Origin of the sequence: Pseudomonas sp. PDM01 (assembly GCF_014852325.1) — a bacterium.
Taxonomy (GTDB): Bacteria; Pseudomonadota; Gammaproteobacteria; order Pseudomonadales; family Pseudomonadaceae; genus Aquipseudomonas; species Aquipseudomonas migulae.
The window spans coordinates 264269-287334 of record NZ_JACVBK010000002.1; the positions used below are offsets into that span (position 1 = coordinate 264269).

Annotated in this window: 23 protein-coding genes and 1 pseudogene; 6 read left to right on the forward strand and 18 right to left on the reverse strand. The window is 61.0% G+C overall.

Annotated features, from left to right (window positions below; translation table 11 throughout):
- Nucleotides 1–36: 36 nt before the first annotated feature.
- Nucleotides 37–435 (reverse strand): DUF6124 family protein, encoded by a 399-nt coding sequence (locus IB246_RS05745; protein WP_008030625.1) that lies wholly within the window; start codon nt 433–435, stop codon nt 37–39.
- 334 nt (nt 436–769) lie between these two features.
- On the opposite strand from IB246_RS05745, the gene IB246_RS05750 reads away from it, so the two are divergent.
- On the forward strand, nt 770–1159 hold the full coding sequence (locus tag IB246_RS05750) for a hypothetical protein (protein ID WP_008038063.1): 390 nt from the start codon (nt 770–772) through the stop codon (nt 1157–1159).
- A gap of 109 nt (nt 1160–1268) precedes the next feature.
- On the opposite strand, the gene IB246_RS05755 is transcribed toward IB246_RS05750, so the two are convergent.
- The 6 genes from IB246_RS05755 to exbB form a co-directional block, all read right to left on the reverse strand.
- Nucleotides 1269–2669: an aminoacyl-tRNA deacylase and HDOD domain-containing protein gene (locus tag IB246_RS05755; RefSeq protein WP_008030618.1), complete on the reverse strand. Its 1401-nt coding sequence runs from the start codon at nt 2667–2669 to the stop codon at nt 1269–1271.
- 78 nt (nt 2670–2747) lie between these two features.
- Nucleotides 2748–4823 (reverse strand): ATP-dependent DNA helicase RecG, encoded by a 2076-nt coding sequence (recG, locus tag IB246_RS05760; RefSeq protein WP_008038062.1) that lies wholly within the window; start codon nt 4821–4823, stop codon nt 2748–2750.
- 9 nt (nt 4824–4832) lie between these two features.
- Entirely contained in the window at nt 4833–5762 is a 930-nt protein-coding gene (locus IB246_RS05765) for a hydrogen peroxide-inducible genes activator (protein WP_008030615.1), read from the reverse strand.
- Nucleotides 5763–6031: 269 nt separating this feature from the next.
- Nucleotides 6032–6778, reverse strand: coding sequence for an energy transducer TonB (locus IB246_RS05770; RefSeq protein ID WP_008038061.1), 747 nt, complete (start codon nt 6776–6778; stop codon nt 6032–6034).
- A complete protein-coding gene (gene exbD, locus IB246_RS05775; RefSeq protein ID WP_008030611.1) occupies nt 6775–7203 on the reverse strand; it encodes a TonB system transport protein ExbD in 429 nt (142 codons plus the stop codon). Before exbD ends, IB246_RS05770 begins: the two co-directional genes overlap by 4 nt.
- Nucleotides 7204–7209: 6 nt before the next feature.
- Nucleotides 7210–8178: a tonB-system energizer ExbB gene (gene exbB, locus IB246_RS05780; protein ID WP_008038060.1), complete on the reverse strand. Its 969-nt coding sequence runs from the start codon at nt 8176–8178 to the stop codon at nt 7210–7212.
- 188 nt (nt 8179–8366) lie between these two features.
- Here exbB and IB246_RS05785 point away from each other — a divergent pair, with 188 nt between their 5' ends.
- Nucleotides 8367–9224, forward strand: a complete 858-nt coding sequence (locus IB246_RS05785) for an SDR family oxidoreductase (protein WP_008038059.1) — start codon at nt 8367–8369, stop codon at nt 9222–9224.
- Between the two features lie 135 nt (nt 9225–9359).
- On the opposite strand, the gene IB246_RS05790 is transcribed toward IB246_RS05785, so the two are convergent.
- The 6 genes from IB246_RS05790 to IB246_RS05815 form a co-directional block, all read right to left on the reverse strand.
- On the reverse strand, nt 9360–10100 hold the full coding sequence (locus IB246_RS05790; RefSeq protein WP_008038058.1) for a hypothetical protein: 741 nt from the start codon (nt 10098–10100) through the stop codon (nt 9360–9362).
- Between the two features lie 70 nt (nt 10101–10170).
- On the reverse strand, nt 10171–10551 hold the full coding sequence (locus tag IB246_RS05795) for a RidA family protein (protein ID WP_003229509.1): 381 nt from the start codon (nt 10549–10551) through the stop codon (nt 10171–10173).
- A gap of 25 nt (nt 10552–10576) precedes the next feature.
- The gene (spoT, locus tag IB246_RS05800; protein ID WP_008038056.1) at nt 10577–12682 is read right to left on the reverse strand and encodes a bifunctional GTP diphosphokinase/guanosine-3',5'-bis pyrophosphate 3'-pyrophosphohydrolase; all 2106 of its coding nucleotides are present in this window, start codon (nt 12680–12682) and stop codon (nt 10577–10579) included.
- 57 nt (nt 12683–12739) lie between these two features.
- Nucleotides 12740–13003, reverse strand: coding sequence for a DNA-directed RNA polymerase subunit omega (rpoZ, locus tag IB246_RS05805; protein WP_008030604.1), 264 nt, complete (start codon nt 13001–13003; stop codon nt 12740–12742).
- A 167-nt stretch (nt 13004–13170) separates the two neighbouring features.
- Nucleotides 13171–13791 (reverse strand): guanylate kinase, encoded by a 621-nt coding sequence (gene gmk / locus IB246_RS05810; RefSeq protein ID WP_008030603.1) that lies wholly within the window; start codon nt 13789–13791, stop codon nt 13171–13173.
- Between the two features lie 12 nt (nt 13792–13803).
- Nucleotides 13804–14667, reverse strand: a complete 864-nt coding sequence (locus IB246_RS05815; RefSeq protein WP_008030602.1) for a YicC/YloC family endoribonuclease — start codon at nt 14665–14667, stop codon at nt 13804–13806.
- Nucleotides 14668–14948: 281 nt separating this feature from the next.
- On the opposite strand from IB246_RS05815, the gene rph reads away from it, so the two are divergent.
- Both rph and IB246_RS05825 read left to right on the forward strand, forming a co-directional pair.
- Complete coding sequence (gene rph, locus IB246_RS05820; RefSeq protein ID WP_008030600.1) at nt 14949–15671, forward strand: ribonuclease PH; 723 nt, start codon at nt 14949–14951, stop codon at nt 15669–15671.
- Between the two features lie 29 nt (nt 15672–15700).
- Nucleotides 15701–16069 carry a DUF4870 domain-containing protein gene (locus IB246_RS05825; protein ID WP_008038052.1) on the forward strand — a complete coding sequence of 123 codons (369 nt, stop codon included), beginning with the start codon at nt 15701–15703 and terminating at the stop codon, nt 16067–16069.
- A gap of 168 nt (nt 16070–16237) precedes the next feature.
- On the opposite strand, the gene IB246_RS05830 is transcribed toward IB246_RS05825, so the two are convergent.
- The gene (locus IB246_RS05830) at nt 16238–17017 is read right to left on the reverse strand and encodes an exodeoxyribonuclease III (protein WP_008030595.1); all 780 of its coding nucleotides are present in this window, start codon (nt 17015–17017) and stop codon (nt 16238–16240) included.
- A gap of 82 nt (nt 17018–17099) precedes the next feature.
- On the opposite strand from IB246_RS05830, the gene pyrE reads away from it, so the two are divergent.
- A complete protein-coding gene (gene pyrE, locus IB246_RS05835) occupies nt 17100–17744 on the forward strand; it encodes an orotate phosphoribosyltransferase (RefSeq protein ID WP_008038033.1) in 645 nt (214 codons plus the stop codon).
- Between the two features lie 212 nt (nt 17745–17956).
- Here the strand turns inward: pyrE and argB are convergent, their stop codons facing one another.
- The 4 genes and pseudogenes from argB to coaBC form a co-directional block, all read right to left on the reverse strand.
- The gene (gene argB, locus IB246_RS05840) at nt 17957–18862 is read right to left on the reverse strand and encodes an acetylglutamate kinase (RefSeq protein WP_008030582.1); all 906 of its coding nucleotides are present in this window, start codon (nt 18860–18862) and stop codon (nt 17957–17959) included.
- 17 nt (nt 18863–18879) lie between these two features.
- Nucleotides 18880–20283 (reverse strand): annotated as a pseudogene (locus IB246_RS05845) (phosphomannomutase/phosphoglucomutase); the annotation flags it as partial.
- Between the two features lie 256 nt (nt 20284–20539).
- Nucleotides 20540–20995 (reverse strand): dUTP diphosphatase, encoded by a 456-nt coding sequence (gene dut, locus IB246_RS05850; RefSeq protein ID WP_008030580.1) that lies wholly within the window; start codon nt 20993–20995, stop codon nt 20540–20542.
- Between the two features lie 5 nt (nt 20996–21000).
- Nucleotides 21001–22209: a bifunctional phosphopantothenoylcysteine decarboxylase/phosphopantothenate--cysteine ligase CoaBC gene (gene coaBC / locus IB246_RS05855; RefSeq protein ID WP_008030577.1), complete on the reverse strand. Its 1209-nt coding sequence runs from the start codon at nt 22207–22209 to the stop codon at nt 21001–21003.
- A gap of 135 nt (nt 22210–22344) precedes the next feature.
- Here coaBC and radC point away from each other — a divergent pair, with 135 nt between their 5' ends.
- Nucleotides 22345–23019: a RadC family protein gene (gene radC, locus IB246_RS05860; protein ID WP_008038019.1), complete on the forward strand. Its 675-nt coding sequence runs from the start codon at nt 22345–22347 to the stop codon at nt 23017–23019.
- Nucleotides 23020–23066: the final 47 nt, after the last annotated feature.

Here is a 23066-nt window from a genome sequence, read left to right on the forward strand (position 1 = left end):
ATGCGCCGCCATCGCCAGCAAGCTGGCTCCTACAGGTCAGCTGACTCGGCTTTGTTGCTTGGCGAAAATCGCCGCCATTTCCGGTTCATCCAAATGATCCAGCGCTCGCTCAACCAACAAATGCACGCCGTCGGCCATGCGGCTGAGCGCCAGGGCTACGGAGCGGCGTGAGCCTTCCACCCCGTCGGCGAGGTCGGAGGCGATGGCGCTGATGGACAGGAGGTCTTCCGAGGCGTTGGCGAGGAGGGCTTCAGTGTTGATGTCGGGGCAGACGCTGAAGAGGTCGCCGTTGCGACGTTTGGATTTTTTATCCGGCGGTGTGCCGAGGTGATGGTCGAGGGCGCGCTCGGCAGCTTCGTGGAGTTTTTTGGAATCTAAGGATTCGTAGGGAGAGGTGGCTTCGTGTTCGGGCGATTTGGATGTCGGATTGGTCATTGGTGTAAATCCTTGGAGTTAATGAATTGTTTTTCTCCGATTTCGGACTTGCACATCCGGTCGCTGATTTCGCGGCAACGAGCAAAGGTTATCGATGAAGATCAGGGATGCCTAGTTCATGAACAACACCACGAGTTGAAGGAAATATCCGATAGCCTCGAGCGTAGAAAGACCAAAAAACCTCAGCTTTTAAACAACAGCGTTTCGTCAATGACTTGGTAGTCATCAGCGTCAAAAACCACGGCATCTTCTTCTAACACTGCGCAATAGTGGCGTTCTCTCTCGAAGCCGCTACACTGCGCCGGCCGTTCATTTTCCTTTTGAGGCTGTGCGCATGAAATTTCGTTTTCTTCTGTGGATGCTGGGTTTGTTGATGGGTAAGGCCAGTCGGACTAATCCTGCGTTTCAGCAGCAGTTGGGTGACAAGGAGTTGGTGTTCCAGCTGCAGACCCTGGACGGGAAAGTGGCGCGGCATTTCTTTGTGAAGGATCAGCGCATTACCAGTAAGTCGGGCGTGTATGCCGAGCCGGCGTTTGCGATTGCGTTTAAAGATGCGGCGTATGGCTTCGCCACGATGCAGGCGAAGAACAAGCAGTTGGCGTTTATGACGGGGATTCAGGACAAGTCGATTCAGATCAAGGGCAACCCGGCGTTGGTGATCTGGTTTCAGGGGTTGACCAAGTATTTGAAGCCGCGGAAGGCGAAGGCTGCCGCTAAGGTTTGAGGTGGTCAGTTAGACCGAGGTGGATTTTTCGCGGGCAAGCCTCGCTCCTACGGGATATCGGTGATCCGTAGGAGCGAGGCTTGGTCCGGGCGGCGTTCCGACGAAGCTTTTAGGCTTGGGTGAATTGCGAAGCGAGCTCGCGCAACAGCACTTCAGCCTCAAGCACTTTGCTGACGACGTCGTTGGCTTTGTCGCGAGTCAAACCGACGCGCTCCAGCAGGGCGTCGGGGATGTCTTCATCCGGGCCGGAGCCAATGCCGCGACTACGCAGCAGGCGCACGGACAGGCACACGAGGTTCGGGTATTCAGCGTAGGCGCCGTCGTAGCTTGGGTCGTGCTGGAAGCGCAACGCGGTGGCCAACTCATCGGGCATGTCCCAATAGCGCATCAGCCATGAGCCGATCTGTTCGCGGCTGATGCCGAGCAGGTGTTGCTCGACGTAGCTGTGGCACAGGTGCGGGTTGACCTCCAGGTGGCGGCAGATCAGCGAGAAGTGCGGCGGGAACACGTGGGCCAGCAGCAAGTAGCCGAAGTTGTGCAGCAGGCCGGCGAGGTAGGTCAGGCCGGCTTCCGGGCGCTGGGCGCGCGGCATGGCGCGGGTCAGGCCTTCGATGACGGCGGCGGTGTAGATCGATTGCTGCCAGTACGGCGTGGTGTGTTGCGGGTGGTCTTTGGGCAGGCTGAGGGTTTTGCCCAGGGCCAGGCCCAGCGCCAGGTTGATCACCAGGTCGAAGCCCAGCACGCGGACGATGGCGTCTTCAACGGAGCGAATCTTGCCCGGCGAGGCGTAGTACGGCGACGCAGCCCAGCTGACGACTTGTGCGGCCAGGGCCGGGTCGGTTTCGACCACGCCGGTGATGTCGTCGATGGTGGCGTTGGGGTCGACGCGCAGTTTGATGATTTTCTGCGCGGTCTCGGCCAGTGGCGGAATTTCGATGGTGGCTTCCAGGCGTTGCTGGATGCGTCGCGCGGTGAACGCCTGGACGGCCTGGGTGATTTCCTCGCGGTCATCGTCGGGGCGGTCGAGGTTCGGGCGGATGCTGCTCACGTTCTCGCCGAAGTTGGCGGCGCTGGCCTTGGTCAGCATGGTCTTGAAGGCTTCGCTGGTGATTTCCAGCAGCACGCCCGGCTCGCCCGAGTTGATCAGCAACTTCGGTTCGCGCAGCAGGCTTTCTTCGTACAGGCAGGGCGAGCTGGTCAGCGCCGGCAGGCCGGGCAGCAGGCTCAGGTTGTGTTTGCCGAGCATCTTTTCCAGGCGCTCGGTCGACACGGCGGCGAGGCGGCGGCCGGTCAGTTCGGCGAGGCGGTTGAGGTCGAGCAACTGGCTTTGCGGGAACAGCACCATCAGCGCGCCCACGGCGTCGTCGAGCAGCACCGCTTGCACTTTGCGCGAGGCGTTCAGGCCGTGGTGGTCGAGGACTTCTTCGTAGGCGATGCCCAGTTTGGCGAGCAGCAGCCGAATAACAGACGGAGCGTGCGGGGTTTCGGGGACGAGGGCAGCTTCAGTCATGGTCTGTATCCGTATTCAAACAATTGCAGGAGTATAACCAGCTTGTTTAAGGGCAGGGTCCAGAAACTGCGACGGTGCTCACACTTGGCCGTATTGCTGCCCGTGGCGCAGCCAGCGGTCGAGCAGCGGGCTGACGTGATCCGGCCAGCGCTCCAGCAATGCCTGGGCGGCGTCGCGCACGGCGGGTAGCAGATCGGCGTCGCGCATCAGGTCCGCGACCTTGAATTGCAGCAGACCGGTCTGCCGTGTGCCGAGCATTTCGCCGGGGCCGCGCAGTTCGAGGTCTTTCTCGGCGATGACAAAACCGTCGTTGGTTTCGCGCATGATGCCCAGGCGCTGACGGCCGATCTGTGACAGCGGCGGATGGTAGAGCAGCACGCAATGGCTGGCGGCACTGCCTCGACCGACGCGGCCGCGCAATTGGTGCAACTGCGCGAGGCCGAGGCGTTCGGGGTTTTCGATGATCATCAGGCTGGCGTTCGGAACGTCCACGCCGACTTCGATCACGGTGGTGGCGACCAGCAGTTGCAGGTTGCCGGCCTTGAATTCGGCCATCACGGCGGCTTTTTCCACAGGCTTCATGCGGCCGTGAATCAACCCGACCTTCAACTCGCCGAGGGCGGCGGTGAGGTCCTCAAAGGTGGTTTCCGCCGCTTGGCAGGTCAGCTCTTCCGACTCTTCGATCAGCGTGCACACCCAATAGGCCTGACGCCCTTCGGCGCAGGCGCCGCGCACCCGTTCGATGACTTCGACGCGCCGGGTGTCGGTGACCAACACGGTGTTGACCGGGGTTCGGCCGGGCGGCAGTTCGTCGAGGATCGAGGTGTCGAGGTCGGCGTAGGCGCTCATGGCCAGCGTTCGCGGGATCGGCGTGGCGGTCATGATCAGTTGATGCGGACACATGCGCCCGCCGACGCCTTTCTGCCGCAGCGCCAGGCGCTGTTGCACGCCAAAGCGGTGCTGTTCGTCGATGATCACCAGCGCGAGGTTCTTGAACTGCACTTCGTCCTGGAACAGCGCATGGGTGCCGACCACCATCGGCGTGCCGCTGGCGATCTGTTCCAGCGCGGCCACGCGGTTCTTGCCTTTGAGCTTGCCGGCCAGCCACGCGACTTCGATGCCCAGTGGTTCGAGCCAGCGCTTGAAGGTGATGAAGTGCTGCTCGGCGAGGATCTCGGTCGGCGCCATCAACGCCACTTGGTAACCGGCTTCCAGCGCTTGCAGCGCGGCAAGGGCGGCGACCACGGTTTTGCCCGCGCCGACGTCGCCCTGAATCAAGCGCAGCATCGGTTCGTGCTGGCTGAGGTCATAGGCGATTTCGTTGCCGACGCGTTGTTGGGCGCCGGTTGGGTTGAAGCCGAGATTGGCCAGGTATTGGGCCGGCAATCGGGTGGCTTTCGGCATCGCTGGCGCGCGCAGGGAACGCATGCTTTCGCGCAGACGCTGCTGGGACAGTTGATGGGTCAGCAGTTCTTCAAAGGCCAGACGGTGCTGCGCCCAATGATGACCGAGGGCGAGTTCGTCGACATCGGCGTCGGCCGGCGGGTGATGCAGGTAACGAATCGCGTCGGCCAGCGGCGCCAGTTGATAGTCCCGCGCCAGTTCGTTCGGCAACCAATCCGGCAGGCTGGTCGGGCCGAGCATCGTCAGGGTTTGCATGCAGAGCTGGCGCAAACGCTGTTGGGTCAAACCTTCGGTGAGCGGGTACACCGGCGTCAGGGTTTCATCCACGGGCGGCGGCTCGTCGCCGGTGAGGGCGCGGTATTCCGGGTGGTAGATCTCCAGCCCCGACGCGCCGGGCCGCGCTTCGCCGTAGCAGCGAATCCGCGTGCCGCGCTTGAGGCCTTCTTTCTGGGCGTTGCTGAAATGGTAGAAGCGCAGGCTGAGCCCGCCGGTGCCGTCCTGCAAGCGCACGACCAGGCTGCGGCGCCGGCCCATGACCACATCGGCGCCGCTGACGGTGCCTTCGATCACGGCATCTTGCCCCGGTCGCAGGTGGCCGATCGGGACTACGCGAGTGCGGTCCTGATAACGCAGCGGCAGGTGAAACAGCACGTCCTGGAGATTCTCCAGGCCGACCTTGGCCAGTTTCTCGGCCATGGCCTCGCCGACACCCTTGAGTGCCGTGACCGACACTTGCGACAACTCGGTCATGACAGCGACTTAAGCCGCAGCCACTGGTGCGGGCGGCTTGGCCACCGAGCACAGGCGAATGGAGTCAGCGAGAATTTCAATGGCCTTCGGACGCGGGAAGCTCGCGCGCCAGGCAATGGCCACGGTGCGGAACGGCACTGGTGCGGTCAGCGGGCGCACTTCAATTACACCGGGGGCGTAGTGATGGCTGTCCACGGCCGACAGCGGCAGGATCGAAATCCCGAGCCCCGAGGCGACCATGTGGCGAATGGTTTCCAGCGAGCTGGATTCCACCGTGGTGTGCTTGGCGCCGTCGTTGCCTTTGGTCAGCGTCGGGCAGGCTTCCAGCACTTGATCGCGGAAGCAGTGGCCTTCGCCGAGCAGCAGCAGGCTCTTGTCGTTGAGCAGGGCGGCGTCGATGGATTCCTTTTGTGTCCACGGGTGCTGGGCCGGCATCAGGACGTAGAACGGCTCGTCGTAGAGCTGCAGGGTCAGGACGTCGGCTTCGTTGAACGGCAGGGCGATGATGATCGCGTCGAGCTCGCCGTTGCGCAGTTTGTCGCGCAGCACGTGGGTGAAGTTTTCTTCGATGTACAACGGCATCTGCGGGGCGACCCGGTGCAGTTGCGGAATCAGGTGCGGAAACAGGTACGGGCCGACGGTGTAGATGGCGCCGACTTTCAGCGGGGCGGTCAGCTGGTTCTTGCCGGCCTGGGCCAGTTCGCGGATGCCTTGGGCCTGTTCCAGGACTTTTTGGGCCTGGGCCACGATGCCTTCGCCGACCGGGGTCAGGCGCACGGCGCTCTTGCTGCGCTCGAAAATCAGCACACCGAGTTCGTCTTCAAGCTTTTTCACGCCCACCGACAGGGTCGGCTGGCTGACGTGGCAACGCTCGGCCGCGTGGCCAAAGTGCTGCTCTTGGGCGAGGGTAACGATGTAGCGTAATTCTGTAAGAGTCATAGCGAGCGTCCATGAAGTTGCGGGCCAAGCATACCGGCTGCAATCGATAGACGCACGTTATCAGAGAGAGTGTGTCGAGTGACACCGGGTAACGCCGGTTTGCCGCTGGCGGATATGCAAAAGGCACCTTTCGGGTGCCTTTTGCATATCTTGTTACTGCCGCAGAATCTGTAGGAGCGAAGCTTGCTCGCGAAAGCGGTATGTCAGTCGAATCATTCGTGAATGACATACCGTTTTCGCGAGCAAGCTTCGCTCCTACAGGGTTCTCTTTAGCGGCGGCGTTCCAGCGAGTAAACAAACGGCGCAACAATTTCGATGGAGCCGTTGTTCAGCATGTCGGCCGGTGGCTTGGGCAGCGGTTGGGCACGCTTGATCATTTCCAGGGTGGCCCGGTCCAGATCGGCATTGCCCGAGCGGCCCACCAGTTCGAACGACAACACGTTACCTTCGCCGTCCACCACGAAGCGCAGACGGTTCAAACCTTCCTTGCCCCGCGCCTGTGCACTGGCCGGGTACTTTTTGTACTTGGCCAAGTGCGCCAGCAGGGTGCCTTGCCAACTGGCCTTGGCCGCTTGCTGCGCAGGTGATGGGCCCGGTGCCGGTTGAGCGGATTTCTCCGTCGGCGCCTGGGTCGGTTGCGCTTCGCTCGGTTTTTCCTCGGACGGTTTTTCCTTCGGCGGCTCCGGCTTTTTCTCCACAGGCTTGGGCGGTTGAGGCTTGGGCTTGGGTTTGACCGGCTTCGGTACGGTGATTTCTGCCTTCGGCACTTCGGCCAGTTTCGGGATCGGCAGCTCTTCCACCGGAGCAGGGGGTTGTGGCGGCGTTATCACCTTCGGCGGTGCCGGAGGAGGTGGTGCCGGAACCGGCGCCAACTCGACCATCATCGCCTGCGGCGGCAGCTCGATAGGTGGGCGCGACGTCCAGTTCAGCGCCAGCGCAATGGCCAGCGCATGGACGCCCAGCACCACGGCCAGGCTACCGCCGTAACGCGTCAGCTTATGGCGCGTCGTGATCATTTCTTCACTGCCGTCTCAAGTCCGACCAGACCGACCTTCAGGTAGCCGGCAGCGCGCAGGTTGTCCATCACGCTCATCAGGTCGCCGTAGTCCACGCCTTTATCGGCCTGGAAGAAGATCGTCGTGTCTTTCTTGCCCTGGGTCTTGGCGTCGAGCGTGGCGCCGAGTGCTTCGGCTTTCACTTCGTCTTCGCCGAGGAACAGGCGCTGGTCAGCCTTGACGCTGAGGAACACCGGTTTCTCTGGCCGCGGCGCCGGTTTGGCGCTGGAGGCAGGCAGGTCGACCTTGATGTCCACGGTGGCCAACGGAGCGGCCACCATGAAGATGATCAACAGCACCAGCATCACGTCGATGAACGGCGTGACGTTGATTTCGTGGTTCTCGGCCAGATCGTCGTCTGCGCCTTCTTTCAAATGCAGGCCCATGGCCGATTACCCCACTTTCACCATGTGCGGTTGCGAGCTGCGCTCAGGCTGGTGGTCGAGGTCGCGGCTGACCAGCAACAGGACTTCTGCCGAGGCGTCGGACACTTGCGCCTTGTAGCCGGCGATGGAGCGGGCGAACACGTTGTAGATCACAACGGCTGGAATCGCGGCAACCAGGCCCAGCGCGGTGGCCAGCAAGGCTTCGGCGATGCCGGGAGCCACGACGGCGAGGTTGGTGGTCTGGGTTTTGGCGATGCCGATGAAGCTGTTCATGATGCCCCACACGGTGCCGAACAGGCCCACGAACGGCGCGGTGGAACCGATGGTGGCGAGGACGCCGGTGCCGCTGCTCATGTTGCGACCGCAGGCTGCGACCAGGCGCTCAAGTCGGAAGGCGACACGTTCCTTGATGCCTTCTTTCTCGCGGCTGTTGGTCGACAGGTGCATCTCTTCCAGCGCATCGTGCACCAACAGGTTGGCGAGGGTGCCGGGCTTGGCTGCCGTTACACTGGCTTCCTTGAGGGTTGCCGCCTTCTTCAGGTGGACGATTTCAGTGCGCAGACGACGCTTGGCACCCATCAGCTCGAAGCCCTTGGCGATCCAGATGGTCCAGGTGATGATCGACGCGATGGCGAGGCCGATCATCACGATTTTCACGATGATGTCGGCGTTCTGGTACATGCCCCACGGCGACAGGTCATGGGCCATGCCCAGGCTGTTGTCGGCTTCGAGGACTTGCGGCGCGTCTTCACCAGCGGTGTCTACGGCCTGGGCCGGATCGGTGGCAACCGGTGCTGCGTGTTCGGCAGAGTGGTCGGCGGGAGCGGGCGCAGTGGCGGCGGCTGGGGTGGCCGGGGCTTGTGCGTCAGCGAAGGCGGCGGTTGGCGCCAGCATCAGGCTGAGCAACAGGGCGGCCACCGCGCTCCAGGCGCGAGGTCGATTGGTTGGCGAAGCGGGGAATTGATTGCGTGTCATGCTGGCCGGACCTGAGAGGAAAAGACGGTAAATGTTCTTCCAGGCCTCGAAGGCCGAGAACAAAAGTGGCGGGCATTATTGCAAGTAATTCTTGTTAACAGAAGTAATAGAGTATCTTTTTTTCCTTCATTGCTAGCCGCTCGTCCATTGCCGGCGCTAGTCTGTGGCTTTCCGATAGGAGTTTTTTGATGTCCGCGCCCTCTGTTTTGATCGCCGGCTGCGGTGATGTCGGCAGTCGTCTGGCTACACAATTGTTGGCTGCGGGGTGGGAAGTTCATGGCCTGCGCCGTGACGTCTCGCGCCTGCCCGAGGGGGTGATTGGCGTTGCCGGTGACTTGTTCAACAAGGATTGCCCGCAAACCTGGCCGGTCGGTGCGGTGGACTACCTGGTGTATTGCGCGGCAGCCACCGATCACGATGAAGCCGGTTACCGCGCCGCTTATGTCGAGGGCTTGCAGCATGTGCTCGAGTGGCTGGACGACTACGGGCAGGTGCCCAATCGCCTGCTGTTCGTTTCAAGTAGCAGTGTTTACGGCCAGCAGGACGGCGAGTGGGTCGACGAAACGTCGCCGACCATCGCTGCCGGCTATTCAGGTCGACTGATGCTGGAGGCGGAACAAGTGGCACTCAACAGTGGCATCCCGGCAAGCATCGTGCGTTTGACCGGCATCTACGGCCCGGGTCGCGAATGGCTGCTGACGCAGGTTCGTCGCGGATATCGCGTGGCGATTGATCCGCCGTTGTATGGCAATCGGATTCACGTGGATGACGCGGCTGGCTTGTTGGCGTTTCTGCTTGAGGCGGATCGGCGCGGTGTGGCGTTGGATGACGTTTATATCGGCGTCGACGACGCGCCTGCACCGCTGGCCGAAGTGGTGGATTGGTTGCGTGAATATCTGGGCGTGACTGAATGGGCTGACGATGCGAGTGTGCGGCGCACGGGCAGCAAGCAGTGCAGCAATGCGCGGGTGAAGGCCTTGGGTTGGGTGCCGAAATACCCGAGCTATCGTGAAGGGTACGCCGCCATTCTTGAAGGCCGCTGCTGATTTCCAGGCCCCACATACAACTGTAGGAGCCGGCTTGCTGGCGATGAGGCCGTAACATCCAACATCTCTGTTGGCTGATACACCGCCATCGCCAGCAAGCCGGCTCCTACAGTTGGTTTTGCGTGGGGCTTGCGGTTACTGCTTTTCCAGCAACCACTTGCGATCACCCGGCGTGAACTGCGGCATTTCGTCTGCCTGCGCGGTGTTCACAGCCTGGAGGATCTCCAGTTCCTTGCCCTTGCGCGCAAAGATCCAGGTGTTGCCCTGGCCCTTGAGTTGCAACCACATGTTGTCGTTGCCGCCGCTCATCGACGCGCAATCGCCCGCCAGGCACAGCGCGTAGCGATCCGCACCCGGCAAACCGGTTACCTGGCCGTCGGCCTGGAACTGCACGGAGCTGCCTTCGCCAGGACCGCTGACGACTTTCCAGTTGCCGCCCATGTAGGCGGAATACAGCGCGCGTTCGAAGCTGGCACCCATCGGTGCGCCATCCGGCACCGAGATCAGCGCGCGGTCGAAGACCTGTGCGGGTTCGTTGTCGCTGGCGACTTGGGCCAATTGCTTGCCATCACGCTTCAGCTCGCTCGCGGAACTGCCGTAGAAGTCGACTTTCCAGGCGCCGGACGCTTCGCCCAGCAGCTTGCCTTCGACGTTCTCAAAACCGTTGGTGTAGCGGGCCTGACCGGCCTTGGTGTTGACGTCCCATTCCAGGTTCGGACCATAAGCCTGGAGCGCTTCGCGCAGGGGGCCGCCTTTGGACGCAGCATCGATCGCCACCTGATTGATCCAGGTGCCGCTGATGTCGCGGTCGGCAGGGTTGCTGGCACATCCGCCCAAGATCAGGGCGACCAGCGAGACAGCAAGCGCAGTGCGCATGGTGGAATCCTTTCAAAACGCTTTTTATACATACGGCATTGGCGCAGCCTTTCGGGCTGCGCCGAACGCATTACTCGATGACCAGAATGGCATCCATTTCAACCTGCGAACCCTTTGGCAGGGCCGCTACGCCGATGGCGGCACGGGCAGGGTATGGCTGGTCGAAGTACTTGCCCATGATCTCGTTGACCTTGGCGAAGTGGCTCAGGTCGGTGAGGAAGATGTTCAGTTTGACGATGTCCTTGAACGAACCGCCAGCGGCTTCGGCCACGGCTTTCAGGTTCTCGAACACCTGGACGGTCTGGGCTTCGAAGCCTTCAACCAGTTCCATGGTTTTCGGGTCCAGAGGAATCTGACCCGACATGTAAACGGTGTTGCCAGCCTTGATCGCCTGGGAGTAAGTGCCGATGGCGGCCGGGGCCTTATCGCTGGTGATAACAGTCTTGGTCATGAATGACTCCTTGTAATAGGTTGGCTTAGGCGCGCATGCGGGTGATGCGGATCACCCCGGTCAGTGCGCGCAGTTTCTTGATCACGCGGGCCAGATGCACACGGTCGTGCACGCTGACCACCAGTTGGACCACGCTGATGCGACCATCGCGTTCGTCCATGCTGATTTTTTCGATATTGCCGTCGGCCGCGTTGACGCTGCTGGCCAACAGTGCGATCAAGCCGCGCTGGTGTTCCAGCTCGACGCGCAGCTCGACGTTGAATTCGCCGGTGACATCCTTGGCCCACGAGAGCTGGATGCATTTTTCCGGGTTGTGGCGTATTTCGCTGATGTTGCGGCAGTTGTCGAGGTGCACAACCATGCCTTTGCCCGCCGACAGGTGACCGACAATCGGGTCGCCCGGGATCGGCGTGCAGCACTTGGCGTAGCTGAGCACCAGACCTTCGGTGCCGCGAATCGCCAGCGGGCCTTCCGCGCTTGGCAGCTGTTCGCCTTCGCCCAGCAGGCGGCGGGCGACGACGTAAGCCATGCGATTGCCCAGGCCGATGTCTTCGAGCAGGTCTTCGATCAGTTCGAGGCGGTACTCGGTGAGCATGGCCTTGACGCGCTCGGCCGGGACTTTGTCCAGGGCGCTGTCGAAACCGTTGAGGACCTTGTTCAGCAGGCGTTCGCCGAGGCTGATGGATTCGGAGCGACGTTGCAGTTTCAGCGCATGGCGGATGTGGGTCCGCGCCTTGCCGGTGACCACGAAGTTGAGCCACGCCGGGTTCGGCCGCGCGCCGGGAGCGCTGACGATCTCGACCGTGGAGCCGCTTTGCAGCGGTTCGGACAGCGGCGCGAGACGACGATTGATCCGACAGGCAATGCAGCTGTTGCCGACGTCGGTGTGCACCGCGTAAGCGAAGTCGACCGCCGTGGAGCCTTTGGGCAGCTCCATGATCCGGCCTTTGGGCGTGAACACGTAGACCTCGTCCGGGAACAGGTCGATCTTCACGCTTTCGATGAATTCCAGCGAGTTGCCGGCGCGTTGCTGCATTTCCAGCACGCCTTTGACCCACTGGCGGGCGCGGGCGTGAGTGCCTTTGGGCTGCTCGTCGCCGCTGGATTTGTACAGCCAATGGGCGGCGATGCCGTTGTTGGCCATCTCTTCCATTTCACGGGTGCGGATCTGGATCTCGATCGGAACACCGTGCATGCCGAACAACGTGGTGTGCAACGACTGGTAGCCGTTGGCCTTGGGGATCGCGATGTAATCCTTGAAGCGCCCCGGCAGCGGTTTGTACAAATTGTGTACAGCACCCAGCACGCGGTAGCAGGTATCGACCTTGTCGACGATGATCCGGAACGCGTAGACGTCCATGATCTCGTTGAAGGCCCGACGTTTGCCGCGCATTTTCTTGTAGATGCCGTAGAGGTGTTTCTGGCGACCGCTGACTTCGCCCTGAATCCCATCGATGGCCAGGCAGTGGCCGAGGGATTCTTCGATCTTGTTGACGATTTCCTTGCGGTTGCCCCGGGCGCGTTTGACCGCCTGGTTGATCCGCGCGGAACGCATCGGGTGCATGGCCTTGAAGCCGAGGTCTTCGAACTCTATGCGGATGGCGTGCATGCCCAGCCGGTTGGCGATGGGCGCATAGATTTCCAGGGTTTCCTTGGCGATCCGCCGGCGTTTCTCACCGGACAGGACTTCCAGCGTGCGCATGTTGTGCAGGCGGTCGGCGAGCTTGACCAGGATCACGCGAATGTCGCGCGCCATGGCCATGGCCATTTTCTGGAAGTTTTCGGCCTGGGCTTCGGCCTTGGTCTCGAAGTTCATCTGGGTCAGCTTGCTGACGCCATCGACCAGTTCGGCCACGGTTTCGCCGAACTGCGCTTGCAGCGCTTCCTTGGCAATACCGGTGTCTTCGATCACGTCATGCAGCATCGCAGCCATCAAGCTCTGATGGTCCATGTGCATGTCGGCAAGAATATTCGCCACCGCAAGAGGATGCGTGACGTACGCCTCGCCACTGCGGCGGCGTTGGCCGTCGTGGGCTTGTTCGGCGTAGAAGTACGCTCGGCGGACCAGGTTGACCTGGTCCTTGCCGAGGTAGGTCGATAAGCGATCGGCGAGGGCGTCTATGCTCGGCATGATGACTCCTGCCGTTCGCTGTGACCCCGCGCCGTGCTACGTCGACCAGGCATAGGCTTAGACGGCCTCGTTGGACTCGTCCTCGAACGCTGCGAACAGCGGTTCATCCTGGACGATTTCTTGCTCGGCGATGAACTCGTAGCTCATCAGGCCTTCAGCGATTTCACGCAGCGCTACAACGGTAGGCTTGTCGTTTTCCCACTGAACCAGCGGCTCTTTGCCACCGGTGGCCAGTTGACGGGCACGCTTGGTAGAGAGCATGACCAGCTCAAAGCGGTTTTCCACGTGTTCTAGGCAGTCTTCAACGGTTACGCGGGCCATGGTATTCCTCGGAGCGAATGCAATATGCGCGCTGCCCGGTTGGGCGAGCGGACTCAACAGTTTAAAAAATCACCAGCGATTAGGGAAGCGCTGATTTTTTGACCAAGCCCTTCAACGCGCTGCAAGTGCCAATGTAAAGCCCTTGCAGCGGTTTTGGGAAGAGCTGTTTAGCCGAGCAATTCAGCCAAAAGTTTGCCGTTGCGCTGCTGCTGACGCTTCTGATGCAGCTGATTGGCACGGAAAATCGCCTGCAAATCGCGCAGGGCATGGGCGAAATCGTCGTTGATGATCAGGTAGTCGTAGTCAACGTAGTGGCTCATCTCGCTGACGGCTTCACGCATGCGGCCGTCAATGATCTCGTCGCTGTCCTGGCCGCGATTGGTCAGGCGCTGGTGCAAGGCCTGCAGGGACGGCGGCAGAATGAAGATCGAGCGGGCCTGGGGCATCAACTTGCGCACTTGCTCGGCGCCTTGCCAGTCGATTTCCAGAATCAGGTCGTGGCCTTCGTCCAGGGTCTGCTGCAGGTGGCTTTGCGAAGTGCCGTAGAGGTTGCCGAATACTTCGGCGCGCTCAAGGAAATCGCCGTGCTCGATCATCTTCACGAACTCGCTGCGTTCGACGAAGTGATAGTTCACCCCGTCCACTTCACCGGGGCGCATGGCGCGGGTGGTGTGGGAGACCGAGACGCGGATCTCCGCATCAGCGTCGGTCAGGGCCTTGACCAGGCTGCTCTTGCCCGCGCCCGAAGGGGCGGAAATGATGTACAGGGTGCCGGTGCTGTGGGTCATGTCGGGTTTGCCTTACTCAATATTCTGCACTTGTTCGCGCATCTGCTCGATCAACACCTTGAGGTTGACCGCCGCCTGAGTGCTGCGCGGGTCGAAGGCTTTGGAGCCCAGTGTGTTGGCTTCGCGGTTGAGCTCCTGCATCAGGAAGTCGAGGCGCCGGCCGGCAGCGCCGCCGGACTTGAGTACCCGGCGAACTTCGATGATATGAGTGCTCAGGCGATCCAGTTCTTCGGCGACGTCGCTCTTCTGAGCGAGCATGACCATTTCCTGCTCCAGACGCTGCGGGTCCATTTCCGCCTTCATGTCGGCGAAGCGGTCGAGGACTTTCTGGCGCTGGGTGGCGAGCATCTGCGGGACCAGTTCACGCAGGGTCACCACGTCTTCTTCAATGGACGTCAGGCGATCGTTGATCAGCCGTGCCAGCTCCGCGCCTTCGCGCTCGCGGCCAGCCTTGAGTTCCTTCAGGCCTTCGTTGAACAGCGCCAGCGCTTCGGCATTCAGGGCTTGCGGGTCGGTGGCATCGCCCACCAGCACGCCGGGCCAGGCCAGGACTTCCAGCGGGTTCAGCGCGGCCGGGTTCTTGATCAGGCCGGCGATGGTCTCGGCGGCCGCAACCAATTGCGCGGCGCGCTCGCGATCCACTTGCAGGGGTTTATCGGTGTTCTCTTCGGTGAAGCGCAGGGTGCATTCGAGTTTGCCTCGGGAGATGCCTTGGCGCAGCGCTTCGCGGACCGCGCCTTCGAGATCGCGAAACGACTCCGGCAGACGCAAGTGCGGTTCCAGGTAGCGGCTGTTGACCGAGCGCAGTTCCCAGCTCAGGGTGCCTTGGACGCCGGCTTTCTCGACGCGGGCGAAGGCGGTCATGCTGTGCACCATGGAGGTACCTCGCAATGCAGGTCGATGCGTTACCAAAGGTTTCGCGGACCCGCTATCTGTGAATTAAAGCCGACAGGCAGCAAAGGCGCAGGATTGTAGCGCAGTGGGGCGGATGCGCCCAAACACACGGTGTGACAAAGGGCTGCAGGCCGTCGGTAAAGCGCTGTTCCAAGCTCAAGCCAGAGCCTTCAATCGTCGGGCGGATTTTTTAGAAGTGCCCAGTACTGGCGCGCGGCTCTATAATGCTCGGCAGTTTTCCGTCCCCCGTACAGGTATTCCCTATGAAACGTCCAAGTGGTCGCGCTGCCGATCAGCTCCGCTCGATCCGCATTACCCGCAACTACACCAAACACGCCGAGGGATCCGTACTGGTCGAGTTCGGTGATACCAAAGTCATCTGCACCGTCAGCGTCGAAAACGGCGTGCCGCGTTTCCTCAAAGGTCAGGGCCAAGGCTGGTTGACCGCCGAATACGGCATGCTGCCGCGCGCCACCGGCGAGCGTAACCAGCGTGAAGCGAGCCGCGGCAAGCAAGGCGGCCGCACCCTGGAAATCCAGCGTCTGATCGGTCGTTCGCTGCGCGCCTCGCTGGACATGTCCAAACTGGGCGACGTCACCCTGTACGTCGACTGCGACGTGATCCAGGCTGACGGCGGCACCCGCACCGCGTCCATCACCGGCGCGATGGTTGCGCTGGTCGATGCCTTGAAAGTGATCAAGAAGCGCGGCGGCCTGAAAGGTGGCGACCCGCTCAAGCAAATGATCGCCGCCGTTTCGGTAGGCATGTACCAGGGCGAGCCTGTGCTCGACCTCGACTACCTGGAAGACTCGGCTGCCGAGACTGACCTGAACGTGGTGATGACCAGCACTGGCGGCTTCATCGAAGTTCAGGGTACTGCCGAAGGCGCGCCGTTCCAGCCTGAAGAGTTGACCGCTATGCTTGAATTGGCGAAGAAAGGCATGACCGAAATCTTCGAACTGCAAAAGGCTGCACTGGCTGACTGACCGGAACCATCCCAGACAAGGAGGACAACATGAGTGACGAGCAAGAGCTGCTTCCCGTCCCGAGCAAAGAAGTTCGGCAATGGGCGATGTTTTGTCACCTGTCCGCCTTGCTGGGGATCTGGATTCCGTTCGGCACGCTGATCGGCCCGCTGATTCTCTGGCAGATGAAGCGCGAGATGGACCCGTTTGTCGATGCGCAGGGCAAGGAGGCGCTGAACTTTCAGATCACCGTCGCCATCGCTTCGGCCATCTGCTTCCTGTTGATGGTGTTGATCATCGGGTTCTTCCTGTTCGGGTTGCTGGCGATCGGTGCGTTGGTGTTGACGATCATTGCTGGCGTGAAGGCCAATGAAGGGGTGCCGTATCGGTATCCGTTCACTTGGCGGTTGATCAAATAGGCGACACCGCCCTGTAGGAGCGAGGCTTGCCCGCGAAGAGGCCGTCACATCCGGCATAAATGTCGGCTGTTAAATCGCTTTCGCGGGCAAGCCTCGCTCCTACAAGAATGAGGCGCCCACAAAAAAGCCGACACTGCTGTCGGCTTTTTTGTGTCTGCGAAACGACGTCTAGATGGTCAGCGTCCAGTCGTAGTCCACGATCAGTGGTGCATGCTGCGAAAACCGTGGCTGACGTGGCAAGCGAGCGCTACGTACAAAGCGGCGCAGGCCCGGCGTCAGTATCTGGTAATCGAAGCGCCAGCCCAGGTTGAGCATCTCAGCCTGCTCATTGTCCGGCCACCAGCTGTACTGATCACCTTCACGGCTGACTTCGCGCAGGGCATCGACATAACCCATGTTGCCGACAATCTCGTCCATCCAGGCACGCTCAGGTGCCAGGAAGCCCGGGGATTGCTGGCTGTCGCGCCAGTTCTTGATATCCAGCTTCTGTTGCGCCACGTACAGCGAGCCACAGTAAATGTACTCGCGACGTTTGCGTCGCTGTTTATCCAGATAACGGGCGAAGTCGTCCATTAGCTTGAACTTCTGGTTCAAGTCTTCATCGCCGTTCTGCCCCGAAGGGAGCAGCAAGGTCGCGATGCTGACCTTGTCGAAATCGGCTTGCAGGTAGCGCCCGTAGCGGTCGGCCGTCTCGAAACCGAGACCGCTGATGACTGCCTTCGGCTGCAACCGCGAATACAAAGCCACGCCACCCTGGGCGGGAACTTCGGCTTCGCAGGCATAAAGGAAGTAGCCATCCAGTTGGAAGGCTGGATCGTCCAGTTCAAAGGCGGAGGCGCGGGTGTCCTGCAGGCAGATGACGTCGGCATTCTGTGCTTGCAGCCAACTGAGCAAACCTCGCTCCACTGCAGCCTGAATACCATTGACGTTCACACTGATGATCCGCATAAATGGCCCCAAAAATCGCGTGCGTGTATGATACACGGCGTCAACCTAATTAGCTAAATCCGTGGTATTTGGGGTTTTTTTCATGCAAGCGTATCAGCGCGATTTCATTCGTTTTGCCATCGATCGCGGCGTTTTGCGCTTCGGTGAGTTCACCCTGAAGTCCGGGCGTACCAGTCCATACTTCTTCAATGCCGGCCTGTTCAACTCGGGTTCGGCCCTGGCGCAGCTGGGTCGTTTCTACGCGGCGGCCATCGTCGAGAGCGGCATTCCCTTCGACGTATTGTTTGGCCCTGCCTACAAAGGCATCCCTTTGGCGGCGACCACCGCAGTGGCCCTGGCTGAACATCACGACCGTGATTTGCCATGGTGCTTCAACCGCAAAGAGGCCAAGGCCCATGGCGAAGGCGGCAGCCTGGTCGGCGCGCCGTTGACCGGCGATGTGCTGATCATCGACGACGTGATCACCGCTGGCACCGCGATCCGCGAAGTGATGCAGATCATCGCTTCCCAGGACGGCGCCAAGGCGGCAGGCGTGCTCATCGCCCTGAACCGTCAGGAGCGTGGCAATGGTGAATTGTCGGCGATCCAGGAAGTGGAGCGTGATTTTGGCATTCCGGTGATCAGCATTGTTTCGCTGAATCAGGTGCTGGAGTTCCTGGCCGACGATCCACAGCTCAAGCAACACCTGCCAGCCGTAGAAGCCTACCGCGCCCAATTCGGCGTTTAACTCTGTAGGAGCCGGCTTGCTGGCGATCAATGCAACGCGGTGTGCCAGGCACGCCGCCATCGCTGGCAAGCCAGCTCCTACAGGGATCTCATCGATTTTGTAGGAGCCGGCTTGCCGGCGATGGCGGCGCCGCGATTTATCAGGCGCACGTCCGCACAAAAAAAGACCCCGCTCAGCCAGGCTGAGCGGGGTCTTTTTGTATGCGCTATCGCTTAGTGACGCTTGCGATTGCTGATCAAAGTACCCACGCCGGTATCGGTGAAGATTTCCAGCAAGATCGCATTCGGCACGCGACCATCAATGATCAGCGAGCTGCCCACGCCACCCTGAACCGCTTCCAGCGCACAACGGATCTTCGGCAGCATGCCACCGTAGATCGTGCCGTCGGCAATCAGGTCGTCGACCTGCTGAGTGCTCAGGCCGGTCAGGACCTGGCCCGACTTGTCCATCAACCCGGCGATGTTGGTCAGCAGCATCAATTTCTCGGCTTTCAGCGCTTCGGCCACCTTGCCGGCCACCAGGTCGGCGTTGATGTTGTACGACTCGCCGTTGGCACCGACGCCGATTGGCGCGATCACCGGGATGAAGTCGCCTTTGACCAGCAGGTTCAGCAGATCGGTATTGATGCCGACCACTTCACCGACGTGACCGATGTCGATGATTTCCGGTTGGGTCATCTCCGGCGTCTGGCGGGTGACGGTCAGCTTTTTCGCACGAATCAGCTCGGCGTCTTTACCGGTCAGGCCGATGGCGCTGCCGCCATGACGGTTGATCAGGTTGACGATGTCTTTGTTGACCTGACCGCCCAGGACCATTTCCACCACGTCCATGGTTGCCGCGTCGGTGACGCGCATGCCATCGACAAAGTGGCTCTCGATCGACAGTCGCTTGAGCAGATCGCCGATTTGCGGGCCGCCGCCGTGAACCACCACCGGGTTAATCCCGACGGCTTTCATCAGCACGATGTCGCGGGCGAAGCCGGTTTTCAGCTCCTCGCTTTCCATCGCGTTGCCGCCGTATTTGATCACCAGCGTCTTGCCGACATAGCGGCGGATGTAAGGCAGCGCTTCGGACAGGACCTTGGCGGTGTTGGCGGCGGCTTCGCGTTCGAGGGTCATTCAGGGCTCCGGGTGAATCAGAACGGTAGTTGGAGATCAGGTGCAACACGCTTCAACTGGACTTTGAAAACGTCCTTGATGCGTTGCAATTCAGCCTCGTCATCGGCCTCGAAGCGCAGCACCAGCACCGGTGTGGTGTTGGAGGCGCGCACCAGGCCCCAGCCTTTGGCATAGTCGACTCGCACGCCGTCGATGGTGGTCAGGTCGGCGCCTTCGCCCCACTTCGCGTCGTGCAATGCATCAATGATGCTGAATTTGCTCTCTTCGGTCACATGGATATTGATTTCCGGCGTAGAAATATCATTCGGGAAGGTCGCAAACAGCTCTTCCGCGGTGGATTTTTCCTTGCTGAGGATTTCCAGCAGCCGTGCGGCGCTGTAAATGCCATCGTCGAAACCGAACCAGCGTTCCTTGAAGAAAATGTGCCCACTCATTTCGCCGGCCAACAGGGCGCCGGTTTGTTTCATTTTCTTTTTGATCAACGAATGACCGGTCTTCCACATTAGCGGGCGACCGCCGTATTCCTTGATCAGCGGCGTCAGGCGGCGGGTGCATTTGACGTCGAAGATGATTTCCGCGTCCGGGTTGCGCGCCACAACGTCGCGGGCGAACAGCATCAGCAGGCGGTCCGGGTAGACGATGCTGCCGGTATTGGTCACTACGCCAACGCGGTCGCCGTCGCCGTCGAAGGCCAGGCCGATGTCGGCGTTGGTTTCCTTGACCTTGGCGATCAGGTCGACAAGGTTTTCAGGCTTGCCCGGGTCCGGGTGGTGGTTCGGGAAGTTGCCGTCGACTTCGCAGAACAGCGGGATGACTTCGCAGTTCAGCGCTTCGATCAATTGCGGGGCGATCACGCCGGCCGCGCCGTTGCCGCAGTCGACCACGACTTTGAGGCGGCGGGCCAGTTTGATGTCCTGGACGATTTCGGTGTTGTAGCGGTCGAGGATTTCGACCTTGGTGATGCTGCCCTTGCCGCTGCTCAGGTTGTTGGTCTTGAGGCGGTCATGCAGGGCCTGGATCTGTTCGTTGGCCAAGGTGTCACCAGCGATGACGATCTTGAAGCCGTTGTAGTTCGACGGGTTGTGGCTGCCGGTGAGCATTACGCCGGATTTGCCAGCCAGTACGTTGGCGGCGTAATACAGCGCCGGCGTTGGCACCAGGCCGACGTCGCTGACGTGGCAACCGGCCTCGGCCAGGCCTTTGATCAGTTGCTCGACCAGTTCCGGGCCGGACAGGCGACCGTCGCGGCCAACGGAGACGTTCGGTTCGTCCTGGGCCAGGCTTTGGGCGCCAATGGCGCGACCGAGCCAGTAAGCGGTTTCAGCGTTCAAGAATTCCGGGACGGTGCCGCGAATGTCGTACGCGCGGAAAATGCTGTCGGGGAACTTGGGTGCGACTTGGGCTGGGGTGCTCATCTGTGGGAATGCTCCATCTCGAAAGTGGCTGGACCTGCGCGCGAAGAACGCTTCGGCGGGTTCGAACTGAAGGGTATGACGGCGTTTTTCGCAGAGAGTTCGTGGTGCGAAAAGGCCATGCCACCAACGCCAACCAGGATTTGGCCAGCCAATGCCTTGTTTTCCAGTGTTAAACCTTCCAGATGACGGCTATGCAATTTTCATTCTGAAAATGCAGAGCACCCTTCAGGCCGGGCAGGGCGCCCAGCCTGAAAACCAGAAATCAATGCTTGCCGGAATGCCCGAAACCGCCCGCACCGCGCTCGGTTTCAACGAACTCTTCGACCATCTCGAAGTGCGCTTGAACCACCGGCACCAGAACCAGCTGGGCCAAACGCTCGCCGACCACCATGTTGAAATCGGTCTGGCCACGGTTCCAGCACGAAACCATCAACGGACCCTGGTAATCGGAGTCGATCAGGCCGACCAGGTTGCCCAGCACGATGCCGTGCTTATGGCCCAGGCCGGAGCGCGGCAGAATCAGCGCCGCCAGGCCAGGATCGCCAATGTAGACGGACAGGCCGGTCGGGATCAGCACGGTTTCACCCGGTTTGATGACGATGTCTTTTTCCAGCATGGCGCGCAGGTCGAGGCCGGCGGAGCCTGGGGTGGCGTATTGCGGCAGCGGGAATTCGGTACCGATGCGTGGGTCGAGGATCTTGGCTTGCAAAGCGTGCATGTAAATTAAACCTGGTTCAGACGTTCGGCGATAAAAGTGATCAGCTGGCGAGCAATCTTGCTCTTGCTGGTCTGGGCGAAAAGTGTGGCGTGGAGCTCACGGTCGATCACGCTGCAGGCGTTTTCTTCGCTGTTGAAGCCAATGCTCGGGTTGGCGACGTCGTTGGCGACGATCAAATCGAGGTTCTTGTCTTTCAACTTGCGCGCAGCGTAATCGAGCAGGTGTTCGGTTTCAGCGGCGAAACCGACGCTGAAAGGACGGTCGGGGCGCGTGGCGATGGTGGCCAGAATGTCTGGGTTGCGCACCATTTGTAGTAGCAAGCCGTCGCCGTTCGTAGGGTCTTTCTTGAGTTTCTGTGGGGCGACGACTTCCGGGCGGTAGTCCGCGACTGCTGCCGAGGCGATGAACAGGTCGCAAGGGATCGCGGCTTCGCAAGCGGCGAGCATGTCGCGGGCGCTGACCACGTCGATGCGGGTGACGCGATCCGGCGTCGGCAGGTGCACCGGGCCGGTGATCAGGGTCACGCGGGCGCCTGCTTCAACGGCGGCTTCGGCCAGGGCAAAGCCCATTTTCCCAGAGCTGTGGTTGGTGATGTAGCGCACCGGGTCGATGTTTTCCTGGGTCGGGCCGGCGGTGATCAGTACGTGTTTACCGGTCAGCGCCTGACGCTGGAAGCAGTCCGCCGCGCATTGGGCGAGTTCGACGGCTTCGAGCATGCGGCCCAGACCAACGTCACCACAGGCCTGGCTGCCCGAGGCCGGGCCGAAGGCCTTGATGCTGCGGCTTTCGAGGGTTTGCAGGTTGGCCTGGGTCGCCGGGTCGCGCCACATGGCCTGGTTCATCGCCGGAGCGACGGCGACCACGGCGTCGGTGGCGAGCACCAGCGTGGTCAGCAGGTCGTCGGCGATGCCTTGGGCCAGACGGGCGATCAGGTCCGCGGTCGCCGGAGCGATCAGCACCATGTCGGCCCACTTGGCGAGTTCGATGTGGCCCATCGCCGCTTCGGCCGCCGGGTCCAGCAGGTCCAGGTGAACCGGGTGCCCGGACAGGGCCTGCATGGTCAGCGGAGTGATGAACTCGGCACCGCCACGGGTCATGACCACGCGCACTTCGGCGCCCTGATCGATCAGGCGGCGAACCAGATCGGCGCTCTTGTAGGCAGCAATACCGCCGCCGACGCCCAGAACGATGCGTTTCCGATACAGCCGCTGCATAGGTCTGCCTTTCATTTCGTTGATGACTGCGTAGCGATACCCCCTCCCCAGGAGTGAAATCGCCCACAAAAAAGATGGGCTACGATATCACAGCGACCGCTACGGAACAGCGGCGCCCACAGACAGGGAGGTGCTATGAGTATTCGCGATTGGCCGGTGGCCGAGCGGCCGCGGGAGAGGTTACTGGAGTTGGGTTCGGCGAGCCTTTCGGACGCTGAGCTGTTGGCGATTTTTTTACGGACTGGCGTGTCGGGTAAAAGCGCAGTGGATCTGGCGCGACATTTGTTGAGTCAATTTGGCAGCCTGCGCGCCTTGCTGGAGGCCGATCTAAAGGCATTCAGCGGACAGTTGGGGCTCGGGCCGGCAAAGTTTGCGCAGTTGCAGGCAGTGTTGGAAATGGCCCGTCGGCATCTGGCTGAGCGCTTGCGCCACAGCTCCGTGTTGGAGAATCCGCTGATGGTGCGTGATTACCTCAAGTCGATGCTGCGACATGAGCCTCATGAAGTATTTGGTTGTCTGTTCCTCGATTCGAAACATCGAGTGCTGGCGTTTGAATCACTGTTTCGCGGCTCTATCGACTGCACCAGCGTTTATCCGCGTCAGGTGGTCAAGCGTGCTTTGGCTCACAACGCCGCAGCTTTGATCCTTTGCCACAACCATCCCTCAGGCAATCCCGACCCTAGTCATGCCGACCGAAAGCTGACCAAGCGCCTGCAAGAGGCGCTGGACTTGATCGATGTGCGGATACTCGACCATTTCATCATCGGCGACGGTGACCCGCTGTCGATGGCCGAGTATGGGTGGATGTAGCAGGACTCTGTAGGAGCCGGCTTGCTGGCGATGAGGCCAGTAAATTC